7 protein-coding genes are annotated in these 20,920 nt (G+C 61.0%); 5 read left to right on the forward strand and 2 right to left on the reverse strand.

Features of this window, described 5'->3' with window-relative positions; translation table 11 throughout:
- Nucleotides 1-39 precede the first annotated feature (39 nt).
- On the forward strand, nucleotides 40-13,341 hold the full coding sequence (locus M1D99_RS28965) for a LapA family giant adhesin (RefSeq protein WP_458131187.1): 13,302 nt from the start codon (nucleotides 40-42) through the stop codon (nucleotides 13,339-13,341).
- A 181-nt stretch (nucleotides 13,342-13,522) separates the two neighbouring features.
- Nucleotides 13,523-13,861: a hypothetical protein gene (locus M1D99_RS28970; RefSeq protein ID WP_014335964.1), complete on the forward strand. Its 339-nt coding sequence runs from the start codon at nucleotides 13,523-13,525 to the stop codon at nucleotides 13,859-13,861.
- Between the two features lie 1,116 nt (nucleotides 13,862-14,977).
- Here M1D99_RS28970 and lapD read toward each other — a convergent pair.
- Together lapD and lapG are read right to left on the reverse strand one after the other, a co-directional pair.
- Nucleotides 14,978-16,924 carry a cyclic di-GMP receptor LapD gene (lapD, locus tag M1D99_RS28975; protein ID WP_186710004.1) on the reverse strand — a complete coding sequence of 649 codons (1,947 nt, stop codon included), beginning with the start codon at nucleotides 16,922-16,924 and terminating at the stop codon, nucleotides 14,978-14,980.
- A 14-nt stretch (nucleotides 16,925-16,938) separates the two neighbouring features.
- Entirely contained in the window at nucleotides 16,939-17,631 is a 693-nt protein-coding gene (gene lapG / locus M1D99_RS28980; RefSeq protein ID WP_186710003.1) for a cysteine protease LapG, read from the reverse strand.
- Between the two features lie 202 nt (nucleotides 17,632-17,833).
- Between lapG and M1D99_RS28985 the strand changes: the two genes are divergently transcribed.
- The 3 genes from M1D99_RS28985 to M1D99_RS28995 all read left to right on the forward strand — a co-directional run bounded on the left by M1D99_RS28985 (nucleotide 17,834) and on the right by M1D99_RS28995 (nucleotide 20,914).
- Nucleotides 17,834-18,526: a GntR family transcriptional regulator gene (locus tag M1D99_RS28985; RefSeq protein ID WP_434573152.1), complete on the forward strand. Its 693-nt coding sequence runs from the start codon at nucleotides 17,834-17,836 to the stop codon at nucleotides 18,524-18,526.
- Nucleotides 18,527-19,208: 682 nt separating this feature from the next.
- Nucleotides 19,209-19,985 carry a DUF3050 domain-containing protein gene (locus M1D99_RS28990; protein WP_458131188.1) on the forward strand — a complete coding sequence of 259 codons (777 nt, stop codon included), beginning with the start codon at nucleotides 19,209-19,211 and terminating at the stop codon, nucleotides 19,983-19,985.
- Complete coding sequence (locus M1D99_RS28995) at nucleotides 19,982-20,914, forward strand: diiron oxygenase (RefSeq protein WP_186710001.1); 933 nt, start codon at nucleotides 19,982-19,984, stop codon at nucleotides 20,912-20,914. The genes M1D99_RS28990 and M1D99_RS28995 overlap by 4 nt, the downstream gene beginning before the upstream one ends.
- Nucleotides 20,915-20,920: the final 6 nt, after the last annotated feature.

The following is a 20,920-nucleotide window of genomic DNA, read 5'->3' on the forward strand; positions in this document are numbered from 1 at the left end:
CATGGAAGTCTACTGAGCGTGGCACCCGGAGAGTCTTCAATGAGCAGTGTTATTGCCGTTGTCAAAAGCATTGTTGGTCAGGTTTTCGTCGTATCCCCAGAGGGCATTCGGCGCGTACTCATTGAAGGCGATCGCCTGAACGTAGGCGACCAGTTGGACACCGGCCCTGCCGGCGCCGTCACATTGGAGCTGGCCGATGGCCGCACCCTGGACCTGGGCCGCGACACCCAGTGGAGCGCCAATGCTCCGGACTCGTCCACTGACCTGGCACAAGCCACCGCCCAGGCCGCGCCGTCGGTAGAAGAACTGCAACAAGCCATCGCCGCGGGCGTCGACCCGACGACTGCCCTGGAAGCCACCGCCGCCGGCGCCACTGCCGCGGGTACGGGGGGCGCCGCCGGTGGCGGCCACAGCTTTGTGGTGCTGGATGCCACCGCCGGCAGCGTCGACCCTACCGTCGGTTTCCCAACCGAAGGCCTCGCTGCGGCGGCGGCCACCGATGACAACATCCTGGGTGGCGATACCACGGCCGATACGACCGCCAACGCCGTGCTCAATGCGACCATGACCCTGAGCGCCACGCCGACCCTGACCGAGGCCGGCGGCGTGCTGGTGTACACCGCGACCGTGACCCAGGCCCCGCAGACCAACCTGACCGTAACCTTGTCCAACGGCGCGGTCATCGTGATCCCGGCTGGCCAACTGACTGGCAGCGTCAACGTACCGCTGGCACCGAACGACACGGTCTACAACGACCCAAGCCAGATCAGCGTGACCGTCACCGGCACCACCGGCGGCACCGGCATTGCCGTGACCGTGCCCACTACGCCGGCCGTGACTCAGATCACCGACACCGTCGACACCACCACCGTCACCCTGAGCGCGGGCAATACGGTCACCGAAGGCGGGCAAATCACCTACACCGCCACCCTGACCAACCCGGCCCAGACGCCGGTGACCGTGACCTTGAGCAATGGCTCGGTGATCACCATTGCTGCTGGCCAAACGACCGGCACGGTTGCCGTGGATACCCCGGCCAATGACGTCTACAACAACGGCAGCACCGTCAGCACCACCATTACCGGCGCGACAGGTGGCAATTTTGAAAATCTGGTGCCAAGCACGGCGCCTGCGGTCACCACGATTACTGATTCGGCGGATGCCACTGGCCTGACCTTGACCGCCAGCAACACCATCACCGAAGGCGGCCAGATCACCTACACGGCGACGCTGAGCAACCCGGCCCAGACCCCGGTGACCGTGACCTTGAGCAATGGCTCGGTGATCACCATTGCTGCTGGCCAAACGACCGGCACGGTTGCCGTGGATACCCCGGCCAACGACGTCTACAGCAACGGCAGCACCGTCAGCACCACCATTACCGGTGCGACGGGTGGCAACTTCGAAAACCTGGTACCGAGCACCACGCCAGCGGTTACGACGATTACCGATTCGGTTGACACCACCGGCTTGACCTTGACCGCCAGCAACACCATCACCGAAGGCGGCCAGATTACCTACACCGCCACCCTGACCAACCCGGCCCAGACTCCGGTGACCGTGACCTTGAGCAACGGCTCGGTCATCACCATTGCTGCTGGCCAAACCACTGGCACTGTCGCCGTTGATACGCCAGCCAATGACGTCTACAACAACGGCAGCACCGTCAGCACCACCATTACCGGTGCGACCGGTGGCAACTTTGAAAACCTGGTACCGAGCACTGCGCCTGCGGTCACCACCATCACTGACTCGGCCGACACCACTGGCCTGACGCTGACGGCCAGCAATACCATCACCGAAGGTGGCCAGATCACCTACACCGCCACCTTGACCAACCCGGCCCAGACGCCGGTGACCGTGACCTTGAGCAATGGCTCGGTTATCACCATTGCTGCTGGACAGACGACCGGCACTGTCAACGTTGATACGCCTGCCAATGACGTCTACAACAACGGCAGCACCGTCACCACCACGATTACCGGTGCGACCGGTGGCAACTTTGAAAACCTGGTGCCGAGCACTGCGCCTGCGGTCACCACGATTACCGATTCGGCCGACACCACCGGCCTGACGCTGAGCGCCAGCAACACCATCACCGAAGGCGGCCAAATCACCTACACCGCGACGCTGAGCAACCCGGCCCAGACTCCGGTAACCGTGACCTTGAGCAATGGCTCGGTCATCACCATTGCTGCTGGCCAAACCACTGGCACTGTCAACGTTGATACGCCTGCCAATGACGTCTACAACAACGGCAGCACCGTCAGCACCACCATCACCGGTGCGACCGGTGGCAACTTCGAGAACCTGGTGCCGAGCACTGCGCCTGCGGTCACCACGATTACTGATTCGGCGGATACCACCGGCCTGACCTTGACCGCCAGCAACACCATCACCGAAGGCGGCCAGATCACCTACACCGCAACGCTGACCAACCCGGCCCAGACTCCGGTGACCGTGACCTTAAGCAACGGCGCGGTGATCAACATCGCTGCCGGCCAGACGACCGGAACCGTCAACGTCGAGACACCGGCTAATGACGTCTATAACAACGGCAGCACGGTCAGCACCACGATTACCGGCACAACCGGCGGTAACTTCGAGAATCTAGTGCCGAGCACGACGCCTGCCGTTACTACGATCACCGATTCGGCCGATACAACCGGCCTGACGCTGAGCGCCAGCGAAACCATCACCGAAGGCGGCCAGATCACCTACACGGCGACGCTGAGCAACCCGGCCCAGACCCCGGTGACCGTGACCTTGAGCAACGGCGCGGTGATCAACATTGCTGCCGGTGCGACCACCGGCACCGTCGCCGTGGATACACCCGCCAACGACGTCTACAACAACGGCAGTACCGTCAGTACCACCATCACCGGCGCAACCGGCGGCAACTTCGAAAATCTTGTGCCGAGCACTGTGCCTGCGGTCACTACGATTACCGACTCGGTAGACACTACTACCGTGACGTTGACTGCCACACCAACCGTGAATGAAAACGGAACCATCACTTACACCGCGACCCTGACCGATGCCAATGGCAATCCGGTCACCGCGCAGAACGGTCCGGTGACGGTCACGCTCGACAGCGGCAAGACGATCACTATTGCAGCCGGCGCAAGTTCGGGGGCGTTGGATGTCGCTGTCGGAAACGATGTTTACCAAGGCCCAACCACCGTCACCGAATCGATTGCCTCGGCATCGGGCGGTAACTTGGAAGCCATCGCGCCTAACACCGCGCCAGTCAGCACTGTCGTTAGCGATGTTGACGACACCACCACCGTGACGTTGACCGCTACGCCAACCGTGAACGAAAACGGCACCATCACTTACACCGCGACCCTGACCGATGCCAATGGCAATCCGGTCACCGCGCAGAACGGTCCGGTGACGGTCACGCTCGACAGCGGCAAGACGATCACTATTGCAGCCGGCGCAAGTTCGGGGGCGTTGGATGTCGCTGTCGGAAACGATGTTTACCAAGGCCCAACCACCGTCACCGAATCGATTGCCTCGGCATCGGGCGGTAACTTGGAAGCCATCGCGCCTAACACCGCGCCAGTCAGCACTGTCGTTAGCGATGTTGACGACACCACCACCGTGACGTTGACCGCTACGCCAACCGTGAACGAAAACGGCACCATCACTTACACCGCGACCCTGACCGGTGCCGATGGCAAGCCTGTTACTGCGCAAAACGGTCCGGTCACCGTGACGCTGGAAAGCGGCAAGACCATCACCATTGCAGCGGGCGCTAGCTCGGGGGCGTTGGATGTCGCGGTCGGAAACGACGTGTACCAAGGCCCAACTACCGTCACCGAATCGATTGCCTCGGCATCGGGCGGTAACCTCGAAGCCATTGCTCCAAACACCGCGCCAGTCAGCACCGTGGTCAGCGACGTCAACGACACCACCACCGTGACGTTGACCGCTACACCAACCGTGAACGAAAACGGCACGATCACCTACACCGCCACCTTGACCGGTGCCGACGGCAAACCCGTCACCGCGCAAAACGGTCCGGTCACCGTGACGTTGGAAAGCGGCAAAACCATCACCATCGCAGCCGGTGCAAGTTCGGGTACGCTCGATGTCGCTGTGGGTAACGACGTTTATCAAGGTCCGACCACCGTCACCGAGTCGATCAAAGATGCATCCGGTGGCAACTTGGAAGCTATCGCTCCAAACACCGCGCCAGTCAGCACTGTCGTCAGCGACGTCAACGACACCACTACCGTGACGCTGACCGCCACTCCGACTGTGAATGAAAACGGTACGATCACTTACACCGCGACCCTGACCGGCGCCGACGGCAAGCCCGTTACCGCGCAGAACGGTCCGGTCACCGTGACGTTGGAAAGCGGCAAAACCATCACCATCGCAGCCGGCGCAAGCTCGGGCACACTCGATGTCGCTGTGGGTAACGACGTTTACCAAGGTCCGACCACCGTCACCGAAAGCATCAGCACCGCTACTGGCGGCAACCTGGAAGCCATCGCGCCAAACACCGCGCCAGTCAGCATTGTGGTTAGTGATGTCGATGACACCACCACCGTGACATTGACCGCCACACCAACCGTGAATGAAAACGGCACGATCACCTACACCGCCACCCTGACCGGTGCCGACGGCAAGCCCGTCACCGCGCAGAACGGTCCGGTGACCGTGACTCTGGAAAGCGGCAAGACCATCACCATCGCCGCCGGTGCAAGCTCGGGTGCGCTGGATGTTGCAGTCGGCAACGACGTCTACCAAGGCCCAACCACCGTCACCGAAAGCATTAGCACCGCTACTGGCGGCAACCTCGAAGCCATCGCGCCTAACACCGCTCCGGTTAGCACCGTGGTCAGCGATGTTAACGACACCACCACCGTGACGTTGACCGCTACTCCGACCGTGAATGAAAACGGCACCATCACTTACACCGCGACCCTGACCGGTGCCGACGGCAAGCCAGTTATCGCGCAAAACGGTCCGGTGACCGTGACGTTGGAAAGCGGCAAGACCATCACCATTGCAGCGGGCGCAAGCTCGGGTGCGTTGGATGTAGCCGTTGGCAACGATGTGTACCAAGGCCCAACTACCGTCACCGAAAGCATCAGCACCGCCACTGGCGGCAACCTCGAAGCTATCGCTCCGAACACGACTCCAGTCAGTACTGGCGTTAGCGATGTCAACGACACCACCACCGTGACGTTGACCGCTACGCCAACCGTGAACGAAAACGGCACCATCACTTACACCGCTACCCTGACCGGTGCAGACGGCAAACCCGTCACCGCGCAGAACGGTCCGGTGACCGTGACTTTGGAAAGTGGCAAAACCATCACCATCGCCGCCGGTGCAAGCTCGGGTGCGCTGGATGTTGCAGTCGGCAACGACGTCTACCAAGGCCCAACCACCGTCACCGAAAGCATCAGCACCGCTACTGGCGGCAACCTCGAAGCCATCGCGCCTAACACCGCTCCGGTTAGCACCGTGGTCAGCGATGTCGACGACACCACCACCGTGACGTTGACCGCCACGCCGACCGTGAACGAAAACGGCACGATCACCTACACCGCCACCCTGACCGGTGCCGACGGCAAACCCGTCACCGCACAAAACGGTCCGGTGACCGTGACGCTGGAAAGCGGCAAGACCATCACCATCGCCGCCGGTGCAAGTTCGGGTACGCTCGATGTCGCTGTGGGTAACGACGTTTATCAAGGTCCAACGACCGTCACCGAATCGATTGACTCGGCATCGGGCGGTAACCTGGAAGCCATCGTTCCAAACACCACGCCAGTTAGCACTGTGGTTAGCGATGTCAACGACACCACTACCGTGACGCTGACCGCCACGCCGACCGTGAACGAAAACGGCACGATCACCTATACCGCCACTCTGACCGGTGCCGACGGCAAACCCGTCACCGCGCAAAACGGTCCGGTCACCGTGACGTTGGAAAGCGGCAAAACCATCACCATCGCAGCCGGCGCTAGCTCGGGGGCGTTGGATGTAGCCGTTGGCAACGATGTGTACCAAGGCCCAACCACCGTCACTGAGTCGATCAAAGATGCATCCGGTGGCAACCTCGAAGCCATCGCGCCTAACACCGCTCCGGTTAGCACCGTGGTCAGCGATGTCAACGACACCACCACCGTGACGTTGACCGCTACACCAACCGTGAACGAAAACGGCACCATCACCTACACCGCCACCCTGACCGGTGCAGACGGCAAACCCGTCACGGCGCAAAATGGTCCGGTCACCGTGACGCTGGAAAGCGGCAAGACCATCACCATTGCAGCGGGCGCTAGCTCGGGTGAGTTGGATGTCGCGGTCGGAAACGACGTGTACCAAGGCCCAACTACCGTCACCGAAAGCATCAGTACCGCCACTGGCGGCAACCTCGAAGCTATCGCTCCGAACACGACTCCGGTCAGCACCGTGGTCAGTGATGTCGATGACACCACCACCGTGACGTTGACCGCCACGCCGACCGTGAACGAAAACGGCACGATCACCTACACCGCCACCCTCACCGGTGCCGACGGCAAACCCGTCACCGCACAAAACGGTCCGGTCACCGTGACGCTGGAAAGCGGCAAAACCATCACCATCGCTGCTGGCGCAAGTTCGGGCACGCTCGATGTCGCTGTGGGTAATGACGTTTACCAAGGTCCGACCACCGTCACCGAAAGCATCAGTACCGCCACTGGCGGCAATCTCGAAGCTATCGCTCCAAACACCGCGCCAGTCAGCACTGTCGTCAGCGACGTCAACGACACCACTACCGTGACGCTGACCGCCACACCAACCGTGAACGAAAACGGCACGATCACCTATACCGCCACCCTGACCGGCGCCGACGGCAAACCCGTCACCGCACAAAACGGTCCTGTCACCGTGACGCTGGAAAGCGGCAAAACCATCACCATCGCTGCTGGCGCAAGTTCGGGCACGCTCGATGTCGCTGTGGGTAATGACGTTTACCAAGGTCCGACCACCGTCACCGAAAGCATCAGTACCGCCACTGGCGGCAATCTCGAAGCTATCGCTCCAAACACCGCGCCAGTCAGCACTGTCGTCAGCGACGTCAACGACACCACTACCGTGACGCTGACCGCCACACCAACCGTGAACGAAAACGGCACGATCACCTATACCGCCACCCTGACCGGTGCCGATGGCAAGCCAGTTACCGCGCAGAACGGTCCGGTGACGGTCACGCTCGACAGCGGCAAAACCATCACCATCGCTGCCGGCGCGAGCTCGGGTGCGTTGGATGTAGCCGTTGGCAACGATGTGTACCAAGGCCCAACGACAGTTACTGAGTCGATCAAAGATGCATCCGGTGGCAACTTGGAAGCCATTGCTCCAAACACCGCCCCAGTTAGCACCATCGTTAGCGATGTCAACGACACCACCACCGTGACGCTGACCGCCACGCCGACCGTGAACGAAAACGGCACCATCACTTATACCGCCACCCTGACCGGTGCCGATGGCAAGCCGGTCACCGCGCAAAATGGTCCGGTGACAGTCACGCTCGAAAGCGGCAAGACCATCACCATCGCCGCCGGTGCAAGTTCGGGTACGCTCGATGTCGCTGTGGGTAACGACGTTTACCAAGGCCCGACCACCGTCACCGAATCGATTGACTCGGCATCGGGCGGTAACCTGGAAGCCATCGCGCCTAACACCGCGCCAGTCAGCACTGTGGTCAGCGATGTCAACGACACCACCACCGTGACGTTGACCGCTACACCGACCGTGAACGAAAACGGCACCATCACTTACACCGCCACCCTCACCGGTGCCGACGGCAAACCCGTCACCGCACAAAACGGTCCGGTCACCGTGACGCTGGAAAGCGGCAAAACCATCACCATCGCTGCTGGCGCAAGTTCGGGCACGCTCGATGTCGCTGTGGGTAATGACGTTTACCAAGGTCCGACCACCGTCACCGAAAGCATCAGTACCGCCACTGGCGGCAATCTCGAAGCTATCGCTCCAAACACCGCGCCAGTCAGCACTGTCGTCAGCGACGTCAACGACACCACTACCGTGACGCTGACCGCCACACCAACCGTGAACGAAAACGGCACGATCACCTATACCGCCACCCTGACCGGCGCCGACGGCAAACCCGTCACCGCACAAAACGGTCCTGTCACCGTGACGTTGGAAAGCGGCAAGACCATCACCATCGCCGCCGGTGCAAGTTCGGGCACGCTCGATGTCGCTGTGGGTAATGACGTTTACCAAGGTCCGACCACCGTCACCGAAAGCATCAGTACCGCCACTGGCGGCAATCTCGAAGCTATCGCTCCAAACACCGCGCCAGTCAGCACTGTCGTCAGCGACGTCAACGACACCACTACCGTGACGCTGACCGCCACACCAACCGTGAACGAAAACGGCACGATCACCTATACCGCCACCCTGACCGGTGCCGATGGCAAGCCAGTTACCGCGCAGAACGGTCCGGTGACGGTCACGCTCGACAGCGGCAAAACCATCACCATCGCTGCCGGCGCGAGCTCGGGTGCGTTGGATGTAGCCGTTGGCAACGATGTGTACCAAGGCCCAACGACAGTTACTGAGTCGATCAAAGATGCATCCGGTGGCAACTTGGAAGCCATTGCTCCAAACACCGCCCCAGTTAGCACCGTCGTTAGCGATGTCGACGACACCACCACCGTGACGTTGACCGCTACGCCAACTGTGAATGAAAACGGCACCATCACTTACACCGCCACCCTGACCGGTGCCGACGGCAAACCCGTCACGGCACAAAATGGTCCGGTGACCGTGACGCTCGACAGCGGCAAAACCATCACCATCGCCGCCGGTGCAAGTTCCGGTACGCTCGATGTCGCCGTGGGTAATGACGTTTACCAAGGTCCGACCACCGTCACCGAAAGCATCAGTACCGCCACTGGAGGCAACCTCGAAGCCGTCGCTCCAAACACCGCGCCAGTCAGCACTGTGGTTAGCGATGTCAACGACACCACCACCGTGACGTTGACCGCTAATCCGACCGTGAACGAAAACGGTACGATCACCTACACCGCCACCCTGACCGGTGCCGACGGCAAACCCGTCACCGCGCAAAACGGTCCGGTCACCGTGACGTTGGAAAGCGGCAAGACCATCACCATCGCAGCCGGCGCAAGTTCGGGCATCTTGGACGTGGCGGTCGGCAACGATGTGTACCAAGGCCCAACCACCGTCACCGAGTCGATCAAAGATGCATCCGGTGGCAACTTGGAAGCTATCGCTCCAAACACCGCGCCAGTCAGCACTGTCGTCAGCGACGTCAACGACACCACCACCGTGACGTTGACCGCCACACCGACTGTCAATGAAAACGGCACGATCACCTACACCGCCACCCTGACCGGCCCTGACGGCAAACCCGTCACCGCACAGAACGGTCCGGTGACAGTCACGCTCGACAGCGGCAAGACCATCACCATCGCCGCTGGCGCAAGCTCGGGCATCTTGGACGTAGCCGTTGGCAACGATGTCTACACCGGCGCGCCGTCCATCTCCGAGACGATCAAATCGGCCTCCGGCGGCAACCTCGAAGCCATCGCAGTCGATAAGACCGGCGCGTCGACGGCCGTGGGCGACACTGTCGACAACACCAGCGTCAGCATCACCGGCAGCACATCGGTCACCGAAGGCCAAGCAGCGACATACACCGTCAGCCTGACGAACCCGGCGCAAACCGAAGTGACGCTCAAGATCGTCTACAGCGGCACCGCCGCCGACGGCACGGACTTCACCGGTGTCTACACCGTGAAGATCCCGGCCAACAGCACCAGCGCGACCTTCAACGTGGCGACGCTGGATGACAAGATCACCGAAGGCACCGAAAACTTCGTGGTCAGGATCGACTCGGCCACCGGTGGCAACTTCGAGCACCTGGCGGTCAGCGGCACCAATGGCAGCGTCAGCACCTCGATCATCGACAACGATGCACCGCCGGTACTCGACCTGGACGCCAACAACTCCAGCGGCAAGACCGGTGCCGATTATCAGGTGACCTTTACCGAAGGCACCACCGGCCCGGGCGTGTCGATTGGCGACACCGACCTGAAAATCACCGACCCGGACAGCACCATGCTGACCGGCGCCACCATCGTGCTGACCAACCGTCAGCCTGGCGATCATCTGAACCTGGGCAATAGCGTCAACGGCATCAGCATCAACGCCAACAGCACCGACGGCAAAGTTGTCCTGACGCTGACAGGCAATGCAACGCTGGCCGACTACATGCAGCAGATCAAGAACATCAGCTTCATCAACAACAGCGAAGATCCGAGCACCGTACCGCGCGTCATCACCGTGACGGTGACCGACGGCACGAGTTATTCCAACACGGCGACCACCACCGTGAACGTGGTCGGGGTCAACGACGCACCCGTAGCCACCGGTGGCGCGGTGACCGGTACCGAAGACACTTCACTGGTCCTCGGCTGGTCGACGTTCGGCATCAGCGACGTGGACAGCGCCGCCGCCAGCCAAGGTGTGAAAATCACCGGGCTGCCGGGTGACGGCAAGTTGCAGTACCTGGACGGCGCAACCTGGAAGGACGTGGCCAACAACCAGACCTTCACCAAGGCGGACATCGACGCTGGCAAGCTGCGCTTCACCCCCGATGCCAACGAATCCGGTGCCAATGGCAACCCGGCCGGCGTGGGCAATCAAAAGGCCGACTACGCGCAAATCAGCTTCCAGCCAACCGACGGCCAGACGCTGGGCAATACCGGCACCGTGAAGATCGACATCACGCCGGTCGCCGACGCACCGAGCCTCAACGTGGCCGGCAACAACGTGACCTCCACCGGTTTGATCAAGGAAGTCTGGACCGGCCTGTCGGGCCTGGGCACCGATGGCAGCGGCGCGCCGTCCGGCACGCTCAAGTCGGTGATCGATGCCGCCGGCACGCCGAACAGCAGCACCAATGTGAGCAACGTTCAGAACGACGGCAACGTCAATCCGGGCACCGCGTCGAAAACTTCAGGGCTGATTTTCCTCGAGGCCGGCAAGACCTACACCTTCAGCGGCACGGGCGATGACAGCCTGCTGGTGACCATCGGCGGCAAGACCGCCGCGGCAACCACGTGGGGTGCGGGCGGTCAGTTGAACGGTTCGTTCACGCCAACCGCCAGCGGCTACTACACCCTGGACATCTACCACCACAACCAGACCGGCCCGGGCAGCTACGACGTGAACCTGTCGGTCAACGGCAGCACGCCAGTGGACCTGAGCAATGCCGGCGTGCCGCTCTACACCGGTGTGACCGACCTGGCGAACGCCGGCGTGACCGTCTCCGACCTGCACGGCACCAACGGCGAAGGCTACTACGACGGCTTCAAGCTCAACGAAGGCGCCGAAGGCACCAGCGTGCACCTGTCGAAGATCACCACCGCCCTGACCGACACCGACGGCTCCGAAAGCCTGAGCGTGAAGATCGGTGGCATTCCGGAAGGCAGCGTACTGACCGACGGCGCCGGCCATACCGCGACCGTAGGCAGCAACGGCGAAGCCTCGGTCACCGGCTGGAACCTGGGCAGCCTCACCCTGACCCCACCGACCTACTACCACGGCCAGTTCAACCTGACCGTGACCTCGACGTCCACCGAAGCCCTCGGCGGCTCGGCGGTCAGCACGGCGCAGATTCCTGTCACGGTGTATCCGGCCACTTACAACGCAATCACCGCCACGTCCGGCAGTGACAACGTCACCGGCACCGACGGCAACGACATCGTGGTCGCCGACATCGGTGGGCTGACCGTCGTGCCAGGGGTCAACTACAACATCGCCTTCATGGTCGACAGCTCCGGCAGCATGAGCGACTCGTCCGTCGCCGCCGCGAAGAACTCGTTGACCCAAGTGTTCAACACTCTCAAGCAGAGCCTGGGCAGCAACTCAGGGACTGTGAACATTTTCCTGGCGGACTTCGATAACCAGGTCAACAAAAACGTTGCGGTCAACCTCAACGATCCGAACGCGCTGACACTGCTCAAGAACGTGCTCGACTCGATGGTGTCCGGCGGCAATACCAACTATGAAGACGTGTTCAAGACCACCGCAAACTTCTTCAACAGCACCCAGGCCCTGAGCAATACCGGGGCGAAGAACCTGACGTATTTCATCACCGACGGTGAGCCAACGCGCTACCAGTCCGGCGAGCAGCCGAACCCAGTGTTGTACGGCACCGTCAAGCTCGACGACGTCCTGAGCGCGGCCAACTACACCGTTGGCAAGTACTACACCCAGACGATCGACAGCACACACAAATTCACCATCGAAGAAAATGGGGACATGTACCTGTCCATCAAGAACGGCAAGAATTGGAATGAAAACTACGTCGGCACGGTGCATGCCGAGGGTAATGGCACGTTCGAGTTCTCCAACCAGGCCGGCGGCTGGTGGGGCGACTCCTCGGCAGCAGACGGCTCAACGGCCAGCTTCACGCTGCTCAAAGGTCTGAGTAGCGTTGAAGCCATCGGCCTGAACAACGGCGTCACCCTGTCCGATCTCGCCCCCTACGACTCGGATGGCAAGCCGCAAACCAACATCGACCCGAGCAACCTGGCCAACTCCATCATCGGCCACACTGAAGCGACCCTGCCGGGCGCCGATACGGTCAACGGAGGCGAAGGCAACGACATCCTGTTCGGCGACCTGGTGAGCTTCAATGGTGTTGCGGGTGAGGGCTACCAGGCCATCCAGGCCTTCGTCGCCCAACAGAGCGGCGTGGACGCCAGCAAGGTCAGCACCAGCAATGTGCACCAGTACATCACCGAGCACTACACCGCGTTCGATGTGTCCGGTGCCCACGATGGCAACGACACCCTGCTGGGCGGCGCCGGCAACGACATCATCTTCGGCCAGGGCGGCAACGACACGCTCAACGGTGGCAAGGGCAACGACATCCTGTTGGGTGGCACGGGTAACGACACTCTGATCGGCGGCCAGGGCAATGACACCCTGATCGGTGGCCTGGGCGGCGATACCTTTGTCTGGAAGTCCGGCGACACTGGCAATGATGTGATCAAGGACTTCAAGGTCGCCGACGGTGACCGGATTGACCTGCGGGACCTGTTGCAGGGCGAAACCGGCAGCACCATCGACCACTTCCTGAAAATCAGCACGGTCGATGGCGTGTCATCCCTGCAAGTCAGCACCACCGGCCAGTTCAATGCGGCCAACGGTGCGGCGACGCCGGACGTGACGATCAAGCTTGAGGGCAACAACTGGTCGAACATGAACCTGAACACGCTGATCGCCGGCAGCGACCCGACCATCAAGATCGATCACAACAACAGCTGAAGCTGACACCCGTGGCTAGGGAGCTTGCTCCCGCTGGGGCGCGAAGCGCCCCTGTTTTTTTAGGGCTGCTGCGCACTCAAGCGGGAGCAAGCTCCCTCGCCACGGGATAAGTGTTCATACTCCCCCCCAAGTTGGCCTATGCTGCCCAGCATGACGCCGCTTCATACATGAGGGATGCCCGATGTTTTATGTGCAACGCGATGCACAAGGCCTGCTGGTGCGCGTAGAAGCCACCGCCTACGCCGAGGCCACCGAGACCTTGCCGGCCGACAACCACGAGATCCAGGACTGGTTCGCCAACCAGGCGGTGGAAAACAGCCTCAAGCAACTCAAGCAAAGCGACCTGGAAATGATTCGGGTGCTCGATGACTTGATCCAGGTGCTGACCAGCAAGGGCGTCATCCGCGTCACCGATCTGCCACCGGCGGCCCAGGCCAAGTTGATGGATCGCAACCAGGCCCGTGAAGCCTTGGGCGGGTTGAGTCGGTTGATCGATGATGATGAGAAGGGGTTGATCTAACCTGCCACCTCGAGCAGCACACAAAACCCTGTGGCGAGGGGTTTTCTGGGCGGACGCCATCGCGAGCAGGCTCGCTCCCACACAGGTTTTGGTCATTTATAAGATCAATGTCCACCGCCTATCCTGTGGGAGCCGAGCTTGCTCGCGATGGCGGTGGGTCTCCTTGCACTAATGGGTGAGCAAGCTCGTTCCCACAGTGTTTACCGTGGATCAATCTGTACCGTGATGGCTGGGAAAGCTTTTGTGGCGAGGGAGCTAGCTCCCGCTTGAGTGCGAAGCGCTCATCGCTTTTTTGGGGCCGCTGCGCGACCCAGCGGGAGCAAGCTCCCTCGCCACAGGACCGTGCGGTTCCCAATATCGTGCGGGTATCCAACATCACCGCAAACTGACCCACCGCCATCGCGAGCAGGCTCGCTCCCACACAGGTTTTGGTCATTTATAAGATCAATGTCCACCGCCTATCCTGTGGGAGCCGAGCTTGCTCGCGATGGCGGTGGGTCTGCTTGCACTAATGCGTGAGCAAGCTCGTTCCCACAATGTTTACCGTGGATCAATCTGTGCCGTGATGGCTGGGAAAGCTCCCTCGCCACAGGACCGTGCGGTTCCCAATATCGTGCGGGTATCCAACATCACCGCAAACTGACCCACCGCCTTCGCGAGCAGGCTCGCTCCCACACAGGTTTTGGTCATTTATAAGATCAATGTCCACCGCCGATCCTGTGGGAGCCGAGCTTGCTCGCGATGGCGGTGGGTCTGCTTGCACTAATGCGTGAGCAAGCTCGTTCCCACAGTGTTTACCGTGGATCAATCTGTGCCGTGATGGCTGGGAAAGCTTTTGTGGCGAGGGAGCTTGCTCCCGCTTGAGTGCGCAGCGCTCATCGCTTTTTTGGGGCCGCTGCGCGACCCAGCGGGAGCAAGCTCCCTCGCCACAGGACCGTGCGGTTCCCAATATCGTGTGGGTATCCAACATCACCGCAAACTGACCCTGCCAGTTAAAAACTGTTACCTATGTGCGTGAACTGATATGTAACCCATGTGGGTGAGTCATACCCGGAACCCTATGTGGCCGTTATCGCAGGAATGGATATGTACGCGGTCAAAAGGACACAACCCGCCTCACCCCCAACGCTTAGGCTCACCCACTAACTGCCCCTGAACCCCAAACAACCCCATCTCCCGAATCACCGCCAACTCCCCCTCCGTCTCAACCCGCTCAGCAATCAACGGCAAGTCGATACTGTGAGCAGCACGCTGTATCGCTTCGATAAACAGGCGCTTGTCACTTTCCTGATCAATCGCGCGAATGTAGCTGCCATCAATCTTCAGATAAGCCAACCCCAACCGCGACAAGTTGCCAATCATGCTGAACCGCCCACCAAAACGCTGCAGGCTCAAGGAGAAACCAAGTTCACGCAACTGCCGGGTCAATTGCTCCAGCACCGCTTGCTCCGGCAATTGCTCTTCACCAATCTCCAGGGTCAGGCGCGACCCAAGGTTGGAATGCGCCCGCAGGATTTCAAAGACCTTGTTCAACGCCTGCGGATCGGCAAGCGTGGCGGAGGACAGGTTCAACGCCAAGGACTGCTCATGCCCAGCCATCTGCTTGAGCACCTGTTCAAGCATCAAGCGGTCCAGCCGCGCAGTCCAGCCGAAGCGCTCCAACCACGGCAGGAAACGCCCGGCGGGGATCGTCTGGCCCTGCTCGTCCAACAGCCGCGACAACACCTTGTAATGCAGCACTACCTGAGTGTCCTGGGCCGCCACCACCGGCTGGAAGTACAACTCGAAGCGCTGATGACTCAAGGCCTGGTCGAGCAGCGTGTGCCAGGCGTGGTGATCATCGCCGACACTCGCCGAGGCACTGTGATCCAGGCAGGCCCAACCCGGTTCGCCCTGGCTTTCGGCCTGGGCCAGGGCCTGGTCGCCGAGCTGCAGCACCGCTTGCGGCGAGTCGCCATGGACGAACGGCGCCAGCCCGATGGAGGCCACCGAGGCCACGTCAGTCGCGCCGGTGGCGTGCAAGCTCGCCAACGCGGCCTCGAGGTTCTGCGCCAATTGCAGCGCTTCCTCACGCACCAGCCCCGGGGCCAGCACCGCGAACTCGCCGCCGCGAATACGCGTGACCAGGTTGTGGGTTTCCGGGTAGCGGGCGCACTCACGCTGCAACTGCTCGCCCACGGCCTTGAGCAACTGATCGGTGCGCTGGCCGCCCAGCCGCTGGTTCAAACCGGCCAGGTCCTTGACCCGCAACAGCAGCAGGTAACCGGAACTGGCCTGCTCCGGGTTGCTCACCCGGGCATTGAGCTGCATTTCGAAATAACGCCGGTTGGCCAGGCCCGTGAGGTTGTCCTGGTAGGACTCGACCCGCAGTTTCTCGCTGCGCTCGGCCTGTTCCTGGAACAGCGCCTTGAGCTTCTCGACCATCTGGTTCATCGCCTGCACTACCCGACGCAGTTCAGGCGTGCGCGGCAGCTCCGGCAGGCTCAGGAATTCACGACGGGCAATGGCGTGGGACTGATGCACCATGTAGTCCAGCGGCTTGAGCTGGCGACGCAGCAGCAAGGCCCCCAGCACCGCGCTCACGGCGCCGCACAGCAACAGCCAGCCCAGGCTGCCCAACGCGCTCTGCCACAGCTTGGCGAGGGCGAACATCGGGTGGCTGACCACTTCGACCCGCGCTGCCTGCTCCCAGCCGCGGCTGACGATGGCATCGCCACCGGCCGGTTCCAGGCCGATCAGCTTGACGAACCATTGCGGCACACTGCCGGCGTCCGGTGTACCGGTGCGCTCGACCAGGGTCTTGTCGGTGGCCACGTCGACCACGCGGATGCTGGCGTAGTAGCCGCTGTCGAAGATCGAGCTGACCATCAATTCCACCATCGCCGGGTCGTCGATGTTCGGCGTCAACGACAGCGCCAGCGCCGTGGCCGCGTCCTGGGCGTGGGAGCGCAACTGGTTGACGTATTGGGCCCGCGAGCTTTCCAGGCTGACCATGAAGCTGCCGCTGAAGGCAACCACCAGGAACAGACAGATAGCGATCAACAGCTGTTTGAACAAGGACATCTGAGCGCGCGCTCCTAGTTAGTCGTCTCGACCGGAAAACCTTCGGCCTGCATTTTTTTCAACACGTCCTGCCACCGGGACAGGCGCTTGGTGTCACCCACTTTCTTGTTGCCCTTGGCACCCGGCAGCCACAGCCCTTCGGCATTGAAAGAGTAGACCGGGAGCAAGTCGGTTCGCTGGCTGGCCGGCTGGATACCGTCGATCAAGCTGTCGAGGACCAACGGCATCGCCTCGGGCGTGGCGTAATAGGTGAGCACCATGTGCGCACGGTTCTGTCGCAACGCCTTGACGTAGGTGATGCGCAGCTTGTCACTGGACACCCCGAGACGACGCAGGCTGAAATACTTGGCGATGGCGTAGTCTTCACAGTCGCCGGCGCCCTTCCACAAGGCCTGGATCGGCGTCTCCCAATAGTCGACTTCACGCCACAGGTCGATGTCTTCCACGTAGCGCACCTGTTTGTTGAAAAACAGGTTCACCACCTTGAGCTGTTCCAGTTCGGGGATCTGTTTCTGAGTCGCCAGCAGTTGCTGCCACGCGTCGATCCGCTGCTGCCCTTCGCCCAGTGGCCCATATAACGCTTGCGCCCGCCGGCTGATCTGCGCAAAGTCCCAGTCGGCTTGCAGGCCGCCCAGCATCAGGCCGGCCAGCAATAGTGCCGAACACAGCCAACGCAAGGACCTGAGGACCGGGAAAGGTGCAGCCAAGGGAAATACGTCCGAAAAGGGCCGTTGGAAATTCGTTGGATGGTGAAGCCTGGCCGGGCAAAAGACAATGGCAGGTTGCAATCACCGCAAGCAGACTAAACTTTAGTTCAGGAACCGGGGCCGCGAGATTTTGACGGCTTGGCAATCTGTAACTAACGTTGGCATGGATCCAATTTTCGTTCCTACCCGTTCAGGTGTTGTCGTGACAAAGAAGCCCAAACCGCTCAGCACTATCCAGGTCAACGGTCCCGTCCCCGCCGATCAGGCGCGGTCGATCATCGAAAGTTCCCTGCGCGAGGCCATCCTCGACGGGCGCCTGCCCAGCGGCACCGCCCTGCGCCAGCAAGAGCTGGCCGACCTGTTCGGCGTGAGCCGCATGCCGGTACGTGAGGCGTTGCGTCAGCTCGAAGCACAGTCGTTGCTCAATGTCGTCCAGCACAAAGGCGCCGTGGTGGCCCCGCTGATTACCAACAATGCGGTCGAGACCTACGCCTTGCGCGCGGTCCTGGAAGCTTTCGCCTTGCGCTTGTCCATCCCCCTGCTCGATGAAGGTGACCTGGCGCTGGCAGCCCAGTACATCGAACAGTTGGAGACACAAACCGAATACGCTGAAATCGCCAAGCTCAATCGGCTGTTCCATATGTCGCTTTACCACAAGGCACCCAACGGCAAACTGCTGGACCTGATCGAACACGAGCTCAATGAAGAAGAACGCTTTTTGCGTTTTCATCTTTCGTCCATGGGGTTGGGCAAGCTGACCCAGGACGACCACCGCGCCATCCTCGCGGCCGCGATAGACAGAGATATCGATAAAGCGGTCGCCTTGTTGGAGCAGCATCTGGAAAAAGCCTCCATCACCATGCGCCGGTACCTGGAACAGCCGTCGAAGCCTTGATTCCACGCCGGCGCTTCGTCCGGCGTAAAAATTTCTTACATATCCTTCCGACTCACTTGTCGCCAGCGCGGCGCGGCCTGACCGTGGCCGCGCTTCGTCGCCCCATCAGTCCAATGGCACTGCCATCGATTTGGGCTCACTCTTGCGCTTGTCGATTCAAAACAGACCTGAAGAAGTCAACGCCTGGCTGAGGCCAGACGAATCGAAGCCAATACGCAAGGAGCGACGTCCAACCGGCGGGATGATCGGAAGTCCGACCGATGTCCTGCCCCTAACAAAAAACTTCTTACTCCCCGATTCCTGAAGTGCTCCGAGTGAGGCATTCACTCGAACTATTCGATTCTGATCTCGCTAAATCGGAAGGAGCTTCTTCGCCCCAATAAAACTTATATTAAAAGTTTTAAAGGCCTCTTCGCGCCCAGTAAAACTACAACTTCAAATAATTAAAAAAACACTTGCCGCTTACTTGTTACATGTATTAATTTTTTATTCACCGCGTTACCAGCGGCCCTTTCGATGCGCCAATACCTCAGCAAACACTGGCATCGAAAGCTGAAACAACGATTAAAAGAGAATACTTCACCCCCTTGGGTAATTCATGGATTCCGGTTCAGGCACCCGCTCGCCTTCATTAACTAACGAGCCGCCTTCCGGACATAACATCATTGATGAGGACGTTCCAATGCAGCCATCCAAAGAACAACTATCTCTGAAAAAGCATGAACTTGGACAACACCCGGTTTTTTCCGAGATTACATCAATCGATCTGTTACGCCGTTTCATGGAAAGCCATGTCTTTGCCGTCTGGGACTTCATGTCGCTGACCAAGCGGCTGCAACGCGAGCTCACCTGTATCCACCTGCCTTGGCTGCCGCCGGCCGACCCTCACGCGGCCCGCTTGATCAATGAAATCGTGCTGGGGGAAGAGTCGGATGACCGCCCCGGCGCAGGCTACTGCAGCCATTTCGAACTGTACCTGGACGCCATGCGGGAAATCGGCGCCGATACCCGTGCAATCGAGCAGTTCATTACCCTGCAGCAGGAAGGCGTCAGCCCCGAGACCGCGTTGGACAGCGTCGAGGTCGAACCGGCGGCGGCGCGGTTCGTCCGCCAGACCTTGCACACCGCCCTGCACGCCCCGGCCCACAGCGTGGCCGCCGCGTTCGTGCATGGCCGCGAGAGCGTCATCCCACAGATGTTCCAACGCATGTTGGACGCCTGGGGCATTGGCCTGGATCAGGCTCCGACCTTTCGCTACTACCTGCAACGGCACATCGAGGTCGACTCCGAGGACCACGGGCCGGCGGCAGAGAAACTCTTGGCGCGGCTGATCGATGGCGACCCGCAGCGCGAAACCGAGGTGCTGGCCGCCGCGCTCGCCGCCGTTCACAGTCGCGCGGCATTGTGGGACGGCCTGCGCCAGAGCATGGCCCAGCCGGTTGCACAGGTGATGCCATGAACGCCGTCGAATACCAATCCTTCGCCGACGCTTGGGAAAGCCGCGCCACGATCCGTACCCGGCCACGGCGCCGGGTTGAAGACGACGACAAGCTGATTTTCCCCATGAGCCGCCAGCCGCTGGTGCACAGCCAGACCTTCCTTAGCCACTGTGCGCAATTGCGCGACTTCGTGCTGGTGCAGAGCCTCTACAAATTCATCAATGACGTGGTGATTTTCGAGACCGAACTGGTGGACCACACCGCCCGGCGCATCGCCAAGAACCGCTTCGGCATCGAGTTCCCGTTCGCCTGCCGCTACGACGCGATGACCGTGGTGGTGGACGAGGATTACCACGCGCTGGTGGCGATGGACTTCATGCAGCAGACCATCGACATGACCGGCATCGAACCGATCCCGTTGCCTGGGCAGATCGAACTCAGCCGCGCCATACCGGCGACCCTGGCCGAGGCGCCAGAGCATCTGCTCAGTGCCGTGGAGCTGATCTGCATCGCCATTGCCGAGAACACCGTGACCAACGAAGTGGCGGCCTTCGCCCGGGACGACTCGGTCAAGGCCTCGATCAAGGGGCTGATGGCCGATCACTTGCTCGACGAGGGCCGGCACTCCGGTTTCTGGACGCGACTGGTGCAGATCTACTGGCGCACCGCCCCCGAAGAGGACCGCACGGCGATCGCGCGCCTGATGCCCGGTTTCATCGCCCAGTACCTGGCGAGCGACCTGCAGCAAGCATTCGACTTCGAGCTGATAGCGCACCTGCCCGTCGACGAATCGGTGCGCCAGTCGCTGCGCGAAGACGCCAGTGCGCTGGCGTATCCCATCAATCGTTTTCACCCCTTGGTGGGCAACATCACGCGTTTTTTTCGCGGCAGCTCGATGCTCGCGTCCCCCTGCGTGCGCGATGCCCTCGCTGATTATCTGACCCCATGAGGACCT

The sequence above is a fragment of the Pseudomonas sp. R3-41 genome, assembly GCF_054161485.1.

Excerpts from the sequence above, each read along its gene's own strand:
- M1D99_RS28965 (WP_458131187.1), top strand. The coding sequence starts at position 40 with ATGAGCAGTGTTATTGCCGTTGTCAAAAGCATTGTTGGTCAGGTTTTC.
- M1D99_RS28970 (WP_014335964.1), top strand. The coding sequence starts at position 13,523 with ATGTTTTATGTGCAACGCGATGCACAAGGCCTGCTGGTGCGCGTAGAA.
- lapD (WP_186710004.1), bottom strand. The coding sequence starts at position 16,924 with ATGTCCTTGTTCAAACAGCTGTTGATCGCTATCTGTCTGTTCCTGGTG.
- M1D99_RS28990 (WP_458131188.1), top strand. The coding sequence starts at position 19,209 with ATGCAGCCATCCAAAGAACAACTATCTCTGAAAAAGCATGAACTTGGA.
- M1D99_RS28995 (WP_186710001.1), top strand. The coding sequence starts at position 19,982 with ATGAACGCCGTCGAATACCAATCCTTCGCCGACGCTTGGGAAAGCCGC.